11 protein-coding genes, 2 tRNA genes and 3 rRNA genes are annotated in these 17909 nt (G+C 53.8%); 2 read left to right on the plus strand and 14 right to left on the minus strand.

Annotated features, from left to right (window positions below; all coding sequences use genetic code 11):
- Positions 1–16: 16 nt before the first annotated feature.
- The 13 genes from bcsQ to pepQ form a co-directional block, all read right to left on the minus strand.
- A complete protein-coding gene (gene bcsQ, locus OVA10_RS02090; RefSeq protein WP_268195092.1) occupies positions 17–820 on the minus strand; it encodes a cellulose biosynthesis protein BcsQ in 804 nt (267 codons plus the stop codon).
- Positions 811–1302 (minus strand): cellulose biosynthesis protein BcsO, encoded by a 492-nt coding sequence (bcsO, locus tag OVA10_RS02095; RefSeq protein ID WP_268195094.1) that lies wholly within the window; start codon positions 1300–1302, stop codon positions 811–813. The genes bcsQ and bcsO overlap by 10 nt, the downstream gene beginning before the upstream one ends.
- Before the next feature lie 529 nt (positions 1303–1831).
- Positions 1832–2794 carry a bifunctional biotin--[acetyl-CoA-carboxylase] ligase/biotin operon repressor BirA gene (gene birA, locus OVA10_RS02100; RefSeq protein WP_100778477.1) on the minus strand — a complete coding sequence of 321 codons (963 nt, stop codon included), beginning with the start codon at positions 2792–2794 and terminating at the stop codon, positions 1832–1834.
- Complete coding sequence (gene murB / locus OVA10_RS02105; RefSeq protein ID WP_268195096.1) at positions 2791–3819, minus strand: UDP-N-acetylmuramate dehydrogenase; 1029 nt, start codon at positions 3817–3819, stop codon at positions 2791–2793. Before murB ends, birA begins: the two co-directional genes overlap by 4 nt.
- Positions 3820–3965: 146 nt before the next feature.
- A 5S ribosomal RNA gene (gene rrf / locus OVA10_RS02110) occupies positions 3966–4081 on the minus strand.
- Positions 4082–4176: 95 nt separating this feature from the next.
- A 23S ribosomal RNA gene (locus OVA10_RS02115) occupies positions 4177–7083 on the minus strand.
- A gap of 207 nt (positions 7084–7290) precedes the next feature.
- Positions 7291–7366 (minus strand) — tRNA-Ala (locus tag OVA10_RS02120).
- 110 nt (positions 7367–7476) lie between these two features.
- Positions 7477–7553, minus strand: a tRNA-Ile gene (locus tag OVA10_RS02125).
- A gap of 71 nt (positions 7554–7624) precedes the next feature.
- A 16S ribosomal RNA gene (locus OVA10_RS02130) occupies positions 7625–9164 on the minus strand.
- The 16S, 23S and 5S rRNA genes sit together here with 2 tRNA genes alongside, the layout of an rRNA operon.
- Before the next feature lie 380 nt (positions 9165–9544).
- Entirely contained in the window at positions 9545–10087 is a 543-nt protein-coding gene (gene hemG, locus OVA10_RS02135; protein ID WP_100778475.1) for a menaquinone-dependent protoporphyrinogen IX dehydrogenase, read from the minus strand.
- An 11-nt stretch (positions 10088–10098) separates the two neighbouring features.
- Positions 10099–11550 (minus strand): Trk system potassium transporter TrkH, encoded by a 1452-nt coding sequence (gene trkH / locus OVA10_RS02140; RefSeq protein WP_100778474.1) that lies wholly within the window; start codon positions 11548–11550, stop codon positions 10099–10101.
- A 39-nt stretch (positions 11551–11589) separates the two neighbouring features.
- Positions 11590–12204 (minus strand): IMPACT family protein, encoded by a 615-nt coding sequence (locus tag OVA10_RS02145; RefSeq protein ID WP_123429988.1) that lies wholly within the window; start codon positions 12202–12204, stop codon positions 11590–11592.
- A complete protein-coding gene (pepQ, locus tag OVA10_RS02150) occupies positions 12204–13535 on the minus strand; it encodes a Xaa-Pro dipeptidase (RefSeq protein WP_268195366.1) in 1332 nt (443 codons plus the stop codon). The genes OVA10_RS02145 and pepQ overlap by 1 nt, the downstream gene beginning before the upstream one ends.
- Before the next feature lie 188 nt (positions 13536–13723).
- On the opposite strand from pepQ, the gene fadB reads away from it, so the two are divergent.
- Together fadB and fadA are read left to right on the plus strand one after the other, a co-directional pair.
- Positions 13724–15913, plus strand: coding sequence for a fatty acid oxidation complex subunit alpha FadB (fadB, locus tag OVA10_RS02155; protein WP_268195099.1), 2190 nt, complete (start codon positions 13724–13726; stop codon positions 15911–15913).
- A gap of 9 nt (positions 15914–15922) precedes the next feature.
- Complete coding sequence (gene fadA / locus OVA10_RS02160; protein WP_100778470.1) at positions 15923–17086, plus strand: acetyl-CoA C-acyltransferase FadA; 1164 nt, start codon at positions 15923–15925, stop codon at positions 17084–17086.
- 92 nt (positions 17087–17178) lie between these two features.
- Here fadA and fre read toward each other — a convergent pair whose 3' ends face one another.
- A complete protein-coding gene (gene fre, locus OVA10_RS02165) occupies positions 17179–17880 on the minus strand; it encodes an NAD(P)H-flavin reductase (RefSeq protein ID WP_102105635.1) in 702 nt (233 codons plus the stop codon).
- Between the last annotated feature and the right edge of the window lie 29 nt (positions 17881–17909).

A 17909-nucleotide genomic window follows, 5' to 3' on the forward strand; every position in this document is an offset into this window, starting at 1 on the left:
GTCGTCCTGGGTGGATTTAAAACCCTGACTTACGCGGAAGGGTATGGACAGTGCCGTCGCCCACTTTTACGCCAAGAATACCTGCGACTTTTTTGGCAATAAGCTCAATGTCGAAGGCGGCGGCTGACGCCGGGCTAAAGTCGAATATGGACTGTTGAGAGGCGTTGGCTTCTCCGACGCTTTCATCGCGGTGAACCACACCCAGCAGCTTGTCGTCGAGTTTATTCTCCACAAAGGTGGTGACATCGCGGCTGATCTGACGGCGGTTGTCACTTTGGTTGAGGACGAAATAGTGTCCGGCTTTGTGGTTGAGCACCCCGCCCGTCAGGCGCTGATTATCAATTTGCGGCAGCAGTGAGAGTGAAGCGGTGTCTGCCAGCAGCGTGATCAGATGCAGATCGGCCAGGCGCGACATCGCTTTTAGCGCCGGTGACGGGCCAGGAGGAAAGTCAGCAACAATAATCAGGCCCGGATAGTTGAGCAGCGTACTCAGTCCGCGCGTGAGGAAGTGCTCATCGTTCTTAAGTCGCTCTTCAAACGCCATGCGCTGATCTTCGCTGGCATCGCCGTACGGCAGCACGAACAGGTTTCCGCCCGCCGTGAGGACAAACTGGCTCCAGTCGGAGGATTCCGCGGCTTTGGCAACGTAACCCCGGCTGTCGGCAAGCGGCACGCCGAAGTGCAGACGCAGCGCGTTTTGCACATCAAAATCCAGCGCTAAGACTTTGCTGCCCGAGCGCGCCAGCGCATAAGCCAGGTTTGCGGTCATGGTCGTTTTCCCCACGCCTCCCTTCGGCGAGCAAACGCAAACTAACGGCATGTGGCGATCCTTTCCAGCAGGGAATTGAGTGGCTGATTCTTTTCAGCCGCGGGTTTTGGCGCACTTGCGGCAGGCGCAAACAGACGTGAAAAATTCACCTCTGTCGGGGCATGGACGGGTGTCGCGACGCGAACCGGCGCAGGTGTGGGCATCGGGAGGCTTTCTGCTTGAGTAGCAAGTTGCTCAGCAACGCCCTGAAAAATCGACGAGGCATTGGATGGAATGATATCGACAGCAGTAACATCGGGTAATGGCGTTGCCTCAGCCTGGGTGAAGGTCTCTGCACTGACAGGCTGCGGCGCGGCTAGAGAAACATGCCCCCCGTGCGCGAAAGTATCGTTTTCAGCCTGTGGCTGAAGCTGGTTGAGAATGGCCCAACTCCCTTGATCGCTCACCTGGTTTTGTCCTGAAAAGTCTTTGAAATCGAGCGCTTGATTGCGCGTTTTATCCTTAAATCGCTGCAAATCATCATAATGATTCATAGTTATACTCATGATTTACAAATAAATAATGTACACACCACGTTTGACTTCAGTGGCCATTCACGATCAACAGACGTGTTTTATTCAGGCGCAGGCGTACATTCACGTTTCGGTTTAAACCGAACGCTTATTTTTGGCATGTTTAAATTATGGGTTTATTACCGATTTGCTTATTTACGGCATAAGCTTAAACATCGACTCGACACATGCTAACTGTTTTTAACACATAAAAATATCGAAGTGTTTTTGGTTTAAACTAACCAAAACTGTGGCGATTTAAGAGGGATAATAACAATAAATGCAGCGTGATAAATTGCTAACTTGAAAATACTAAGAATTAAAAACCAACCAGGATGAATCTCATTTTAATAAAAAGTTACTCTGTGAAATATTTAGAAATACTTTTATGTCGTTATTATTTTGAGAAAATCAGTAACCCCTTCTTCTCATTACTGATCTTTGAAACCTACCCGTTTAGGTAGGGCGCGTTAAATGGAGATTAAAAAAGGGAGCCAGTGGCTCCCTTTGATTATTCCGCGCTTCTGAGGGAGATTTCCCCCCCCACCCACGGCTTCAGAATGCCATCCTGCTCCAGCATGAGTGCGCCCTGGGCGTTAATACCGCGTGAAATCCCGAAGATTTCTTTGTCGCCAATGATCAGTTTTACCGGACGATGAATAAAGTTATCCAGTTTCTCCCAGCGGGAGAGGAAAGGTGCAAGCCCATCCTGCTCAAAGAGCGTCAACGCCTCACGCAGCTCTTTAATCAGACGAACGGCGAGCGTGTTGCGGTCCATCGTGATGCCCGCTTCCTGCAGCGTTATCCAGCCCTGGTTAACGATATCTGCCTGAACTTGTCGCATGACCATATTGAGACCTGCACCGATAACGATTTGCGCGGCATCGCCGGTTTTGCCTGTCAGTTCCACTAATATGCCTGCAAGTTTACGATCGTTCAGATAGAGATCGTTCGGCCATTTTACACGGACTTTATCAGCGCCGAGGTCATGTAACACTTCGGCCATCACAATGCCGATCACCAGACTTAAGCCAATTGCCGCCGCCGGGCCTTGCTCAAGGCGCCAGAACATCGACAGGTAAAGGTTGGCACCAAAGGGTGAGAACCATTTGCGGCCACGACGACCACGACCGGCTTGCTGGTATTCCGCGACGCAGCAGTCACCGGAGTTGAGGGTGCTGATACGGTCGAGCAGATACTGATTGGTGGAATCGATAACCGGCAAGACCGTCACTTTACCCTGATCAAGCTGGCGGCAAATCACTGATTCATCCAGTAACTGGATAGGTTCGGGCAGGCTGTACCCTTTTCCCGGAACAGTGAAAACGTCCACACCCCAGTCGCGAAGGGTCTGAATATGTTTGTTAATGGCAGCACGACTCATCCCGAGATGTTCACCCAGCTGTTCACCAGAGTGAAATTCCCCATCAGACAGGATGCTAATCAGCGTTAAGGGTACGGTGTTATCTTTCACGCAATTGTCTCCACGGCGTTCACCTCACCTGTACGACCGATAAAACGAACTTCCGGCTCAAGCCAGACGTTGAATTTATCGCCTACGCACTGGCGAACGTGGTGCGCCAGACGCACAACATCTTCACTGGTCGCATTATTTTCATTGATTAACACCAGGGCTTGCTGGCGATGCACCGCTGCCCCCCCTTCAACCGCACCTTTTAACTGACATTGATCGATAAGCCAGCCTGCAGCCAGTTTTACACTGCCATCAGCCTGCGGATAATGTGGCGCGTTTGGCCATTGGGCGAGCAGCGTTTGCGCTGTTTCGCTGCTGATCACCGGGTTTTTGAAGAAGCTGCCGGCGTTTCCATTCACTTTTGGATCGGGCAGTTTTGTCATGCGCATGTGGCAGACGGCGTCGAACACTTCGCGAGGCGTTACGGTCCGCGGATCAAGGCGCGTCAAATCACCGTACGTTAATACTGGCTGCCACTGTTTTGCCAGGCGTAGCCCTACAGAAACAATGACATAACGATCCTGATACTCATGCTTGAAGATGCTGTCGCGGTAGCCAAAACGGCACTGTTCAGCGGTCAACCGGATGGCTTTGCCCGTCGCCAGCTCAATGCAATCGACATACTCACAAACGTGTTTTAACTCGATGCCGTAGGCACCGATATTTTGAATGGGAGATGATCCTGCACAGCCGGGAATAAGCGCCAGATTTTCCAGGCCAGCCATTCCGTGTTCCAGGGTGAATTGCACCAGATTGTGCCAGTTTTCACCTGCCCCGACGTGCAAATGCCAGCTGTCGTCTGTCTCGGTGACATCGATGCCTGAAATGCGGTTAACAATAACCGTACCGGTAAAATCATCAAGAAAGAGAACGTTACTTCCCTCACCAAGAATCAGGACAGGTTGGTGATTTTCAGTGGCGGTTTTCCACGCATCGAGCAGTTGCTGAGCGTTCTCTGCACGCACGATATTGTTAGCATTACGTTGAATGCCAAAGGTATTCCAGGGCTTAAGGGAGTGGTTCATAGATGCTATCCTGATGCAAAATCAGGGATAGTTTACCGTATATGTGGGGGGATGGGTGATTAGTTTGACGCGTAGTAAAGGGGATCTGATGTACGACAAAAACGCAAAAAGGCCATCCTTGCGGATGGCCTTTTCACTTGTTTGATGCCTGGCAGTTCCCTACTCTCACATGGGGAGACCCCACACTACCATCGGCGCTACGGCGTTTCACTTCTGAGTTCGGCATGGGATCAGGTGGGACCACCGCGCTAAAGCCGCCAGGCAAATTCTGTATCAACACGCATCTCTGCGCATCAATTAATCTGTATCAGCTGAAAATCGACTGTCTCTGCTTCGCCAAAACATCTTCGGCGTTGTAAGGTTAAGCCTCACGGTTCATTAGTACTGGTTAGCTCAATACATCGCTGCACTTACACACCCAGCCTATCAACGTCGTAGTCTTCAACGTTCCTTCAGGACCCTTAAAGGGTCAGGGAGAACTCATCTCGGGGCAAGTTTCGTGCTTAGATGCTTTCAGCACTTATCTTTTCCGCATTTAGCTACCGGGCAATGCCATTGGCATGACAACCCGAACACCAGTGATGCGTCCACTCCGGTCCTCTCGTACTAGGAGCAGCCCCCCTCAATTCTCCAGCGCCCACGGCAGATAGGGACCGAACTGTCTCACGACGTTCTAAACCCAGCTCGCGTACCACTTTAAACGGCGAACAGCCGTACCCTTGGGACCTACTTCAGCCCCAGGATGTGATGAGCCGACATCGAGGTGCCAAACACCGCCGTCGATATGAACTCTTGGGCGGTATCAGCCTGTTATCCCCGGAGTACCTTTTATCCGTTGAGCGATGGCCCTTCCATTCAGAACCACCGGATCACTATGACCTGCTTTCGCACCTGCTCGAGCCGTCACTCTCGCAGTCAAGCTAGCTTATGCCATTGCACTAACCTCCTGATGTCCGACCAGGATTAGCTAACCTTCGTGCTCCTCCGTTACTCTTTAGGAGGAGACCGCCCCAGTCAAACTACCCACCAGACACTGTCCGCAACCCGGATTACGGGTCTACGTTAGAACACCAGCCATTAAAGGGTGGTATTTCAAGGTTGGCTCCACGCAGACTGGCGTCCACGCTTCAAAGCCTCCCACCTATCCTACACATCAAGGACCAGTGTTCAGTGTCAAGCTATAGTAAAGGTTCACGGGGTCTTTCCGTCTTGCCGCGGGTACACTGCATCTTCACAGCGAGTTCAATTTCACTGAGTCTCGGGTGGAGACAGCCTGGCCATCATTACGCCATTCGTGCAGGTCGGAACTTACCCGACAAGGAATTTCGCTACCTTAGGACCGTTATAGTTACGGCCGCCGTTTACCGGGGCTTCGATCAAGAGCTTCGCGTTGCCGCTAACCCCATCAATTAACCTTCCGGCACCGGGCAGGCGTCACACCGTATACGTCCACTTTCGTGTTTGCACAGTGCTGTGTTTTTAATAAACAGTTGCAGCCAGCTGGTATCTTCGACTGGTTTCAGCTCCGTCCGCAGGGACTTCACCTACACACCAGCGTGCCTTCTCCCGAAGTTACGGCACCATTTTGCCTAGTTCCTTCACCCGAGTTCTCTCAAGCGCCTTGGTATTCTCTACCTGACCACCTGTGTCGGTTTGGGGTACGATTTGATGTTACCTGATGCTTAGAGGCTTTTCCTGGAAGCAGGGCATTTGTTACTTCAGCACCGTAGTGCCTCGTCATCACACCTCAGCGTTAAAAAGGTACCGGATTTACCTGGAACCTCCGCCTACATGCTTAAACCGGGACAACCGTCGCCCGGCTAACATAGCCTTCTCCGTCCCCCCTTCGCAGTAACACCAAGTACAGGAATATTAACCTGTTTCCCATCGACTACGCCTTTCGGCCTCGCCTTAGGGGTCGACTCACCCTGCCCCGATTAACGTTGGACAGGAACCCTTGGTCTTCCGGCGAGCGGGCTTTTCACCCGCTTTATCGTTACTTATGTCAGCATTCGCACTTCTGATACCTCCAGCATGCCTCACAGCACACCTTCAACGGCTTACAGAACGCTCCCCTACCCAACAACGCATAAGCGTCGCTGCCGCAGCTTCGGTGCATGGTTTAGCCCCGTTACATCTTCCGCGCAGGCCGACTCGACCAGTGAGCTATTACGCTTTCTTTAAATGATGGCTGCTTCTAAGCCAACATCCTGGCTGTCTGTGCCTTCCCACATCGTTTCCCACTTAACCATGACTTTGGGACCTTAGCTGGCGGTCTGGGTTGTTTCCCTCTTCACGACGGACGTTAGCACCCGCCGTGTGTCTCCCGTGATAACATTCTTCGGTATTCGTAGTTTGCATCGGGTTGGTAAGCCGGGATGGCCCCCTAGCCGAAACAGTGCTCTACCCCCGAAGATGAGTTCACGAGGCGCTACCTAAATAGCTTTCGGGGAGAACCAGCTATCTCCCGGTTTGATTGGCCTTTCACCCCCAGCCACAAGTCATCCGCTAATTTTTCAACATTAGTCGGTTCGGTCCTCCAGTTAGTGTTACCCAACCTTCAACCTGCCCATGGCTAGATCACCGGGTTTCGGGTCTATACCCTGCAACTTAACGCCCAGTTAAGACTCGGTTTCCCTTCGGCTCCCCTATACGGTTAACCTTGCTACAGAATATAAGTCGCTGACCCATTATACAAAAGGTACGCAGTCACCCCATAAAAGAGGCTCCCACTGCTTGTACGTACACGGTTTCAGGTTCTTTTTCACTCCCCTCGCCGGGGTTCTTTTCGCCTTTCCCTCACGGTACTGGTTCACTATCGGTCAGTCAGGAGTATTTAGCCTTGGAGGATGGTCCCCCCATATTCAGACAGGATACCACGTGTCCCGCCCTACTCTTCGAGTTCACAGCGTGTGCATTTTTGTGTACGGGACTTTCACCCTGTATCGTGCGACTTTCCAGACGCTTCCACTAACACACGCGCCGATTCAGACTCTGGGCTCCTCCCCGTTCGCTCGCCGCTACTGGGGGAATCTCGGTTGATTTCTTTTCCTCGGGGTACTTAGATGTTTCAGTTCCCCCGGTTCGCCTCATGCCACTATGTATTCATGACATGATAGTGTGTCGGAACACACTGGGTTTCCCCATTCGGGTATCGCCGGGTCAAAGGTTCATATCACCTCGCCGACGCTTATCGCAGATTAGCACGCCCTTCATCGCCTCTGACTGCCAGGGCATCCACCGTGTACGCTTAGTCGCTTAACCTCACAACCCGAAGATGTTTCGTAAAACATCATCGTGTCGCGAAAATTTGAGAGACTCGAACACACCGTCATTCTGTTCTTATTACGGAGAACAGACGCAGCGTGTCGTTTCAATTTTCAGCTTGATCCAGATTTTTAAAGAGCAAAACTTCGCAGTGAACCTTTTCAGGTACACTCTGAAGTTTTCTTGTTGTTCGCAGTAAAAGGATGGTGGAGCTATGCGGGATCGAACCGCAGACCTCCTGCGTGCAAGGCAGGCGCTCTCCCAGCTGAGCTATAACCCCATCACAAATGCTAAATCTCATTACCGGTAATTTAGACTGAGACAAGGCGTGGAAGGACGAAGCATACTGAAGTATGCGAGCCGTTTCACAACGCAGTATCAGGATAAATTTGGTAGGCCTGAGTGGACTTGAACCACCGACCTCACCCTTATCAGGGGTGCGCTCTAACCACCTGAGCTACAAGCCTGCAGAGATTTTTTACTGCTTGTTTTTCATCAGACAATCTGTGTGGACACTACAAAGGCAGGTTCTTTCAGGTAAGGAGGTGATCCAACCGCAGGTTCCCCTACGGTTACCTTGTTACGACTTCACCCCAGTCATGAATCACAAAGTGGTAAGCGCCCTCCCGAAGGTTAAGCTACCTACTTCTTTTGCAACCCACTCCCATGGTGTGACGGGCGGTGTGTACAAGGCCCGGGAACGTATTCACCGTAGCATTCTGATCTACGATTACTAGCGATTCCGACTTCATGGAGTCGAGTTGCAGACTCCAATCCGGACTACGACGTACTTTATGAGGTCCGCTTGCTCTCGCGAGGTCGCTTCTCTTTGTATACGCCATTGTAGCACGTGTGTAGCCCTACTCGTAAGGGCCATGATGACTTGACGTCATCCCCACCTTCCTCCAGTTTATCACTGGCAGTCTCCTTTGAGTTCCCGGCCGAACCGCTGGCAACAAAGGATAAGGGTTGCGCTCGTTGCGGGACTTAACCCAACATTTCACAACACGAGCTGACGACAGCCATGCAGCACCTGTCTCAGAGTTCCCGAAGGCACCAAAGCATCTCTGCTAAGTTCTCTGGATGTCAAGAGTAGGTAAGGTTCTTCGCGTTGCATCGAATTAAACCACATGCTCCACCGCTTGTGCGGGCCCCCGTCAATTCATTTGAGTTTTAACCTTGCGGCCGTACTCCCCAGGCGGTCGACTTAACGCGTTAGCTCCGGAAGCCACTCCTCAAGGGAACAACCTCCAAGTCGACATCGTTTACGGCGTGGACTACCAGGGTATCTAATCCTGTTTGCTCCCCACGCTTTCGCACCTGAGCGTCAGTCTTTGTCCAGGGGGCCGCCTTCGCCACCGGTATTCCTCCAGATCTCTACGCATTTCACCGCTACACCTGGAATTCTACCCCCCTCTACAAGACTCTAGCCTGCCAGTTTCGAATGCAGTTCCCAGGTTGAGCCCGGGGATTTCACATCCGACTTGACAGACCGCCTGCGTGCGCTTTACGCCCAGTAATTCCGATTAACGCTTGCACCCTCCGTATTACCGCGGCTGCTGGCACGGAGTTAGCCGGTGCTTCTTCTGCGAGTAACGTCAATCACTGTGGTTATTAACCACAATGCCTTCCTCCTCGCTGAAAGTACTTTACAACCCGAAGGCCTTCTTCATACACGCGGCATGGCTGCATCAGGCTTGCGCCCATTGTGCAATATTCCCCACTGCTGCCTCCCGTAGGAGTCTGGACCGTGTCTCAGTTCCAGTGTGGCTGGTCATCCTCTCAGACCAGCTAGGGATCGTCGCCTAGGTGAGCCGTTACCCCACCTACTAGCTAATCCCATCTGGGCACATCTGATGGCAAGAGGCCCGAAGGTCCCCCTCTTTGGTCTTGCGACGTTATGCGGTATTAGCTACCGTTTCCAGTAGTTATCCCCCTCCATCAGGCAGTTTCCCAGACATTACTCACCCGTCCGCCGCTCGTCACCCGAGAGCAAGCTCTCTGTGCTACCGCTCGACTTGCATGTGTTAGGCCTGCCGCCAGCGTTCAATCTGAGCCATGATCAAACTCTTCAATTTAAGTTTGATGCTCGTGAATTAAACTTCGTAATGAATTACGTATGTTCACTCAGAGACTTTGGTATTCATTTAGCGTCTTGCGACGTTTAGAATCCATGTCACTTTGAGTGCCCACACAGATTGTCTGATAAATTGTTAAAGAGCAGTGCCGCTTCGTTTTTCTCAACGGCGCGGGGTGTGCATATTACGCTTTCCCGCTTCAGAGTCAAGCTTTATTTTCGCTTATCTCTGTTGGTGTTCATCTCTGAACCCCGCTAACCCGGCGGCGTGTATGCCGTTGTTCCGTGTCAGTGGAGGCGCATTATAGGGAGTTATTCTGGGGTGACAAGCATAAAATCGAAAAAAGTTATCGTTCGCTTATTTTTCAAACTCACCGTCGATTAAACCCGCGAATCGACCGTTAATTGTGCGATTTCCCGTGCAAAACTGGCCACCTGCGGCCAGTCCGTATAAACCACTTCTTTACGGGTATCCGTCTCCCCCCCGGTCATCTTCATAATGAGGCGGATCATAAAGCGGTCATACCAGCTATAGCGTGGATAACGCAGCGCGCCCGCAAACACAGCACAGCGTTCTGGCTGCCACGGCGAGTTCAATAAAAACTTACGCGTATAGCTGTTGGTCTGCGGCGTGCGTTTCTCCGCTTTACGTGCAACCAGGTTCACCGAATAGAACGCACCGGGCAGGCTGTTTAGTGTCGCCAGATGTTTTTTCACAAAGCGATCCAGCGCAGGATGGAAATGGCCATAACGAATAGAAGCGCCAATCACCACGCGATCGTAATCCTGCCAGTGAATCTCTTCCGTCCGATTGAGATTCACCACATCAGCGTAAACGCCCTGCTCTTTCAATTCAGACGCCAGATAAAAGGCGATCTCACGCGTCTGACCATCTCGTGTCGAAAATAAAATGAGTGTTTTCACCAGCTAAATCCTTACTCGCGCCAGAATGTTGGGGTGAACAGCACCAGCAATGTGAATACTTCAAGACGCCCGAACAGCATATTGGCAATCAGGATCCACTTCGCTACCGGATTCATGCTGGCAAAGTTATCCGCCACCACGCCAAGCCCCGGCCCAAGGTTATTGAGCGTTGCTACTACGGAAGCAAACGCCGAGAAATCATCAACGCCGGTGGCGATAATCGCCAGCATGCTGACGATAAAGACCAGCGCGTAGGCAGAAAAGAAGCCCCACACCGCTTCAAGAATACGTTCCGGCAGCGCGCGGTTGCCAAGCTTAATGCTATAAACCGCATTCGGGTGTACCAGACGTTTCAGTTCACGGTTACCCTGCTTGAACAGCAGCAGAATACGGATGACCTTAAGGCCCCCGCCCGTGGACCCCGCACAGCCGCCGATAAAAGCAGAGCACAGAAGCAGTACCGGCAGGAACAGCGGCCAGCGGGCAATGCTGTCCGTGGTAAAGCCCGCCGTCGTAGCCATCGACACCACCTGGAAGAAAGCCTGGTTAAGGGTCATCACGGCCGAGCTGTAAACATCGTGGAACCACAGCACCAGCGTACAAATGATAACCAGCGTCAGTTGCACGCCGATAAACATCCTGAACTCAGGATCGCGCCAGTACACCCTCAGGCTACGCCCACTCAATAAAGAGAAGTGCAGGCCGTAGTTACAGCCGGAGATCAGCAGGAAGATAGCAATAATGGTGTTGATAGTCGGGCTGTCGAAATATCCCACGCTGGCGTCGTGGGTCGAGAACCCGCCAATCGCAATCGTAGAGAAGCTATGGCCAATCGCATCGAAGGCAGGCATCCCGGCAAACCACAGGGCCAGCGCACATGCGACGGTCAGTAACACGTAGATGAACCAGAGCGTTTTTGCCGTCTCGGCAATACGCGGACGCATCTTGTTATCTTTCAGGGGGCCCGGCATTTCAGCGCGATAGAGCTGCATCCCACCGACGCCCAGTATCGGGAGAATCGCCACGGCGAGGACGATGATCCCCATACCGCCGAACCATTGCAGCATCTGCCGATAAAAGAGAATGGCATGCGGTAGCGAGTCCAGCCCCACCAGCGTGGTCGCCCCCGTGGTCGTTAACCCGGAAAAGGATTCAAAAAACGCGTCGGTCACGGTCAGATTCGGCTGTTCCGCGAAGATAAACGGCAGCGCACCCACGCTCCCCAGCACGGTCCAGAACAGCACCACAATCAGAAAGCCCTCGCGGGACTTCAGCTCGCCCTTCTCACGACGGTTAGGCCACCAGAGAATTGAGCCAATCACCAGCGCGGCGAAAAAGGTCTGCGTGAACGCGCGCCCCGCGCCGTCCCGATAGATAAGCGCTACCAGCCCTGGGAGGATCATCGTCCCGGAAAAGAGTATGACCAGCAGTCCAACAATTCGGGTTATGGCACGAAAATGCATCTCTGCCGTTCCTTTGGTATTCAAAAAGTAAGGTGGGGATTATTCTTCAATCGGCAGTAATTGCAACGCACCACGACTAAAATCAGCCAGTTTTGCTGAAAAAGCCGCCAGTTCCGCCTGAGGAAGCGCCACGCGTAATTGTACCGTCGCCTGGTAATCACTCTGCACAATCACGCCGTTAACGTTTTTAAGCAGCGTTTCGATGCCAGATAACTGAGCGTAATCACACAACAAAGTATATTCGGTAAGTGGCGTTTTGCGGACCGTCTGCAGCAGATTAAGCGCCTGCTGCACTCCTCCGCCGTAGGCTTTTACCAGCCCACCGGTTCCTAACAGGATGCCGCCGTAGTAGCGAACCACCACGGCGGTGATCTCCCCGACGCCGCTTCCCATCAACTGAGAGAGCATCGGTTTACCCGCTGTTCCTGCGGGCTCACCATCATCAGAAAAGCCAAGCTGTTGCGAATCATTCGGCGGACCGGCGACCCACGCCAAGCAGTGGTGGCGGGCATCAGGATGGTCTGCGCGAACAGATTCGACAAAGGCTTTCGCCGCCTCCACGCCGTCCGTATGGGCCAGCAGCGTGATAAAGCGGCTCTTTTTGATCTCTTCAACGAAGGTGACCGGCTCAGCCGGTATCAGCCAGCTGTCCATCACGCCAGTTTCTGATCTCGCGTCATGTTCTCGATGCTGTTTTCGTGAATCACCACGTTATCTTCGATACGAATGCCACCGAACGGCTTCAGCGCTTCAATTTTCTGCCAGTTGAAGTGTTTGCTGAACGGGCCTTCACGCCACGGCTGCAGCAGAGAGTCGATGAAGTAAATGCCTGGCTCAATGGTCAGCACCATGCGCGGTTGCAGCACACGGGTGCAGCGCAGGTAGGGATACTTCGACGGCGCAGCCAGATGGGTGCCGGTATCATCCTGCATAAAGCCAGCCACATCATGAACCTGCAGGCCCAGCGGATGACCAATTCCGTGCGGCATGAACGGTCCGGTGAGATCGTTTTCCACCATCGCCTCTTCGCTCATATCCGTCAGAATCTGGTGCTTACGCAGCAGTTTGGCGATGCGCTGATGGAATTGAATGTGGTAATCGACGTAGCTGGTACCCGCTTTGAGGGTGCTGATAAGCGCCAGCTGTTCGTCATTCACGTCTTTGATCAGCTGCGCGAAATCCGTATCGGCGTTCGCCGCCCAGGTACGGGTCAGATCGGCTGCATAACCGTTGTATTCAGCGCCCGCATCCAGCAGGAAACTACGCATCTCGGCCGGCGCGCGGTGATCCAGTTTTGTATAGTGCAGCACGGAAGCATGCTCATTCAGCGCCACGATGTTGCTGTAAGGCACGTCCGTATCGCGATGACCGGTCGCCGTCAGGTATGCCTGATTAATGTCGAATTCGCTCATCCCGGAAAGGAAGGCTTCCTGGGCCGCCTGATGACCGTTCACCGCCGTTTTCTGCGCTTCGCGCATACAGGAGAGTTCATAGTCGGTCTTATACGAACGGTAATAGTGCAGATAATCAATCACGCCTTTCGGGTTGATGTTATCCGCAGGAATATCCAGACCCCGAGCACGCTCCGGCACCGGACCAATATACCCGATGTTGCCACGCGCAGCAGGCAGCTGGCTGCCGATACCGTCGGCTTTTGGCAGGGCAATCACATCCACTTCTTCGGTCCAGAAGCTGGTCGGCAGCGGCTCCACGTTGTGCCAGTAATCGACCGGCAGATAGAACCACAGTTTCGGCTTGTTCACGCCATCCACCAGCAGCCAGCAGTTGGGAACCTGCGTCACCGGCACCCAGGCTTTAAACTGCGGATTTACCTTGAATGGGTATGGATGGTCATCCAGGAAGACGTTGACCAACTCACCAGAGTGAATAAGCAGCGCATCGAGCTTAAAGCGGGCCAGTACATCGCGGGTACGTTCCTGTAACGTAACAATATGATTTTTATAAAGTGAAGCCAGTGAGTCCATCATTCTTCCTTTCTTTATTGAGCTCAAGTCTTCGCATCTTAGCACACCTCGCTTTTACTGCGTCATTTCCACCGAGCGTGATCAATGCAGCATTTATTTAATGAGTGATTTGCATTTTATTAACATAAATTCCACACTCGACTTCATCTGGTATGACCAGATCCAATTGCTGGATTCAGGAGACTGACATGCTCTACAAAGGCGACACCCTGTACGTAGACTGGCTGGAAGATGGCATCGCCGAACTGGTGTTCGATGCCCCCGGCTCAGTCAACAAACTCGACACCGCGACGGTGGCCAGCCTCGGCCACGCGCTGGATGTCCTCGAAAAACAATCTGATTTGAAAGGGCTGCTGCTGCGTTCTGAGAAAGCCGCCTTTATTGTCGGTGCCGACATCACCGAGTTCCTCTCCCTGTTCCAGGTGCCGGAAGAACAGCTCAGCCAGTGGCTGCATTTTGCCAACAGCGTCTTTAACCGACTGGAAGATCTTCCTGTTCCCACGATCTCTGCCGTCAACGGCTACGCGCTGGGCGGCGGCTGCGAATGCGTGCTGGCGACAGACTATCGTCTCGCCACGCCGGATCTGCGCATCGGCCTGCCGGAAACCAAGCTGGGCATCATGCCGGGCTTTGGCGGTTCCGTACGTATGCCACGCATGTTGGGCGCCGACAGCGCGCTGGAAATTATCGCTGCAGGTAAAGACGTAGGCGCAGATCAGGCGCTGAAAATCGGCTTGATTGACGGCATCGTGAAGCCGGAAAAACTGCGCGACGGTGCGATCAGCATTCTGCGTCAGGCGATCAATGGCGATCTCGACTGGAAAGCCAAACGCCAGCCGAAGCTTGAGCCGCTGAAACTCAGCAAAATTGAAGCCACCATGAGCTTTACCATTGCCAAAGGCATGGTGATGCAGACCGCCGGAAAACACTATCCGGCACCGATCACCGCCGTCAAAACCATTGAAGCCGCCGCACGCTTTGGCCGCGAAGACGCGCTTAAATTAGAAAACCAAAGCTTCGTGCCGCTGGCGCATACCAGCGAAGCGCGCGCGCTGGTCGGCATTTTCCTCAACGATCAGTACGTGAAAGGGAAAGCCAAACAACTCACCAAAAACGTTGAAACGCCAAAACACGCGGCGGTACTCGGCGCAGGGATTATGGGCGGCGGGATTGCCTACCAGTCGGCCTGGAAAGGCGTGCCGGTAGTGCTGAAAGATATCAACGAGAAATCCCTGACGCTGGGCATGAACGAAGCGGCCAAGCTGCTCAACAAACAGCTTGAGCGCGGCAAAATTGACGGTCTGAAGCTGTCAGGGGTGATCTCAACCATTCAGCCAACGCTGGAGTACACCGGTTTTGACCGCGTGGACATCGTCGTTGAAGCGGTCGTCGAAAACCCGAAAGTGAAAAAAGCGGTACTGGCAGAAACGGAAGAGAAAGTGCGCCCGGATACGGTTCTGGCGTCCAATACCTCGACCATTCCGATTGGCGAACTGGCAAGCGTTCTGAAGCGCCCGGAAAACTTCTGTGGCATGCACTTCTTTAACCCGGTCCATCGTATGCCACTGGTCGAAGTGATTCGCGGAGAAAAAACCTCCGACGAAACCATCGCCAAAGTGGTGGCGTGGGCCAGCAAAATGGGTAAAACCCCAATTGTGGTGAACGACTGCCCAGGCTTCTTCGTCAACCGCGTGCTCTTCCCGTACTTTGCCGGATTCAGCCAGCTGCTGCGCGACGGCGCGGATTTCCGCAAAGTCGACAAAGTGATGGAAAAAGTATTCGGCTGGCCAATGGGCCCGGCGTATCTGCTGGACGTGGTCGGTATTGATACGGCGCACCATGCGCAGGCTGTGATGGCCGCGGGTTTCCCACAGCGCATGCAGAAAGATTATCGCGATGCCATCGACGCGCTGTTCGACGCCAGTCGCTTTGGGCAGAAAAACGGTCTGGGTTTCTGGCGCTATAAAGAAGACAGCAAAGGCAAGCCGAAGAAAGAGGACGATGCTGCCGTTGAAGATCTGCTGGCTGGCGTCAGCCAGGCAAAACGTGATTTCAGCGACGAAGAGATTATCGCCCGCATGATGATCCCGATGGTCAACGAAGTGGTGCGTTGCCTGGAAGAAGGCATCATTGCAAGCCCGGCAGAAGCAGATATGGCGCTGGTCTACGGCCTCGGCTTCCCTCCGTTCCACGGCGGTGCGTTCCGCTGGCTGGATACGCTCGGCAGCGCGAAGTATCTCGACATGGCGCAGCACTATCAGCATCTCGGGGCGTTGTATGACGTGCCGGAAGGCCTGCGTAATAAAGCGCGTCATAACGAACCGTATTATCCCCCAGTTGCGCCTGCCCGTCCGGTTGGCGAGCTGAAAACGGCTTAAGGAGTCACAATGGAACAGGTTGTCATTGTCGATGCAATTCGCACCCCGATGGGCCGTTCGAAGGGCGGCGCATTCCGCAACGTGCGCGCGGAAGATCTCTCCGCGCACCTGATGCGTAGTCTGCTGGCGCGTAATCCTGCGCTGGAAGCGGCTGCGCTGGATGATATTTACTGGGGCTGCGTACAGCAAACACTGGAGCAGGGTTTTAACATCGCCCGTAACGCTTCCCTGCTGGCTGAAATCCCGCATTCGGTTCCGGCGGTCACCGTCAACCGTCTGTGCGGTTCGTCGATGCAGGCGCTGCACGATGCGGCTCGCATGATCATGACCGGCGATGCGCAGGTCTGTATGGTCGGTGGCGTGGAACACATGGGCCACGTGCCGATGAGCCACGGCGTCGATTTCCACCCAGGCATGAGCCGTAACGTGGCGAAAGCCGCAGGCATGATGGGGCTGACCGCCGAAATGCTCTCCCGCATGCACGGCATCAGCCGCGAAATGCAGGACGCCTTTGCTGCGCGATCTCATGCCCGCGCCTGGGCTGCCACGCAGTCCGGCGCCTTTAAAAATGAGATCCTCCCGACTGGCGGCCACGACGCTGACGGCGTACTGAAACAGTTCTACTTCGACGAAGTGATCCGCCCGGAAACCACCGTCGAAGCGCTTTCCACGCTGCGCCCGGCGTTTGACCCGGTGACCGGCACGGTGACGGCAGGCTCATCCTCTGCCCTTTCCGACGGTGCAGCGGCGATGCTGGTGATGAGCGAAAGCCGCGCTCGCGAGTTAGGCCTGAAGCCGCGCGCTCGCGTCCGTTCCATGGCCGTAGTGGGCTGCGATCCCTCGATTATGGGTTACGGCCCGGTTCCGGCGTCAAAACTGGCGCTGAAAAAAGCCGGTCTGACAGCCAGCGATATCGACCTGTTTGAGATGAATGAGGCGTTCGCCGCGCAGATCCTGCCGTGCATTAAAGATCTGGGGCTGATGGAGCAGATCGACGAGAAGATCAACCTCAACGGCGGCGCGATTGCGCTGGGTCATCCGCTGGGTTGTTCGGGCGCGCGTATCAGCACCACCCTTATCAACCTGATGGAACGCAAAGACGCTCAGTTTGGTCTGGCGACGATGTGTATCGGGTTGGGTCAGGGGATCGCGACGGTGTTTGAGCGGGTGTAATGAAAAAGCCGGGGGCGTTTCGCTCCCCGGCCTGTAACAGAATAAATGATTTAGTTGCCGTTTTTCCCGCCTGTCAGGGGCGGGTTTTTTATTTAGATAAACGCAAACGCATCGCCGAACAGGCGATCTTCCCGCGCATCACGCTCATGGCAGAACAGGTCGCGAGCAATCTTCGCCATCTCAAAACGCCCGGCAATATAGATATCGTGTCCGGCGAGCGTCCCGTGATCCTGCAACACCGCGGTCAGCACCGTACCTGAGCGCCCGCGCCAGCCCTCTTCCGGTTGCTCAACCACAGGCTCAACGCGCAGATTCGGGTGCGTTACGCTCAGTGCTTCCAGCTCGGAAAGATCGTAGAGATGTTTCTCTTCGCGACCGCCCCAGTAGATGGTGATGTCGCGGTCCGGGTTTTGCGCCAGCGCAGTCAGCAGAATCGAACGCACATAGGAGAAGCCCGTTCCCCCGGCAATCAGAATCAGCGGACGATCTTCGTCTTCACGCAGCCAGGCTTCACCGTGCGGGATATCGACATCGATTTCACGCTCTTTCAGAATACGGTCCATCACCGCCATGGCATACAAGTTAAGCTCTGACGCACCAATATGCAGCTCAATAAATTCCTGCTCCGCTGGCGTAGACGCCATGGAGAAAGGGCGCTTATCACGTTCATCCATCACCACCATCAAATATTGGCCAGCGCGGAAAGAGAACGCCGCCTCCGGAACCAAACGGACGCGATATACGGTGTCGGTGATAGCATCTACCGAGGTCACTTTACAGCTTAAGGTTGTCATTCGCTCTCTCTATCGGGAAGTCTATAGGG

Origin of the sequence: Lelliottia sp. SL45 (assembly GCF_026672535.1) — a bacterium.
GTDB lineage: Bacteria > Pseudomonadota > Gammaproteobacteria > Enterobacterales > Enterobacteriaceae > Enterobacter > Enterobacter nimipressuralis.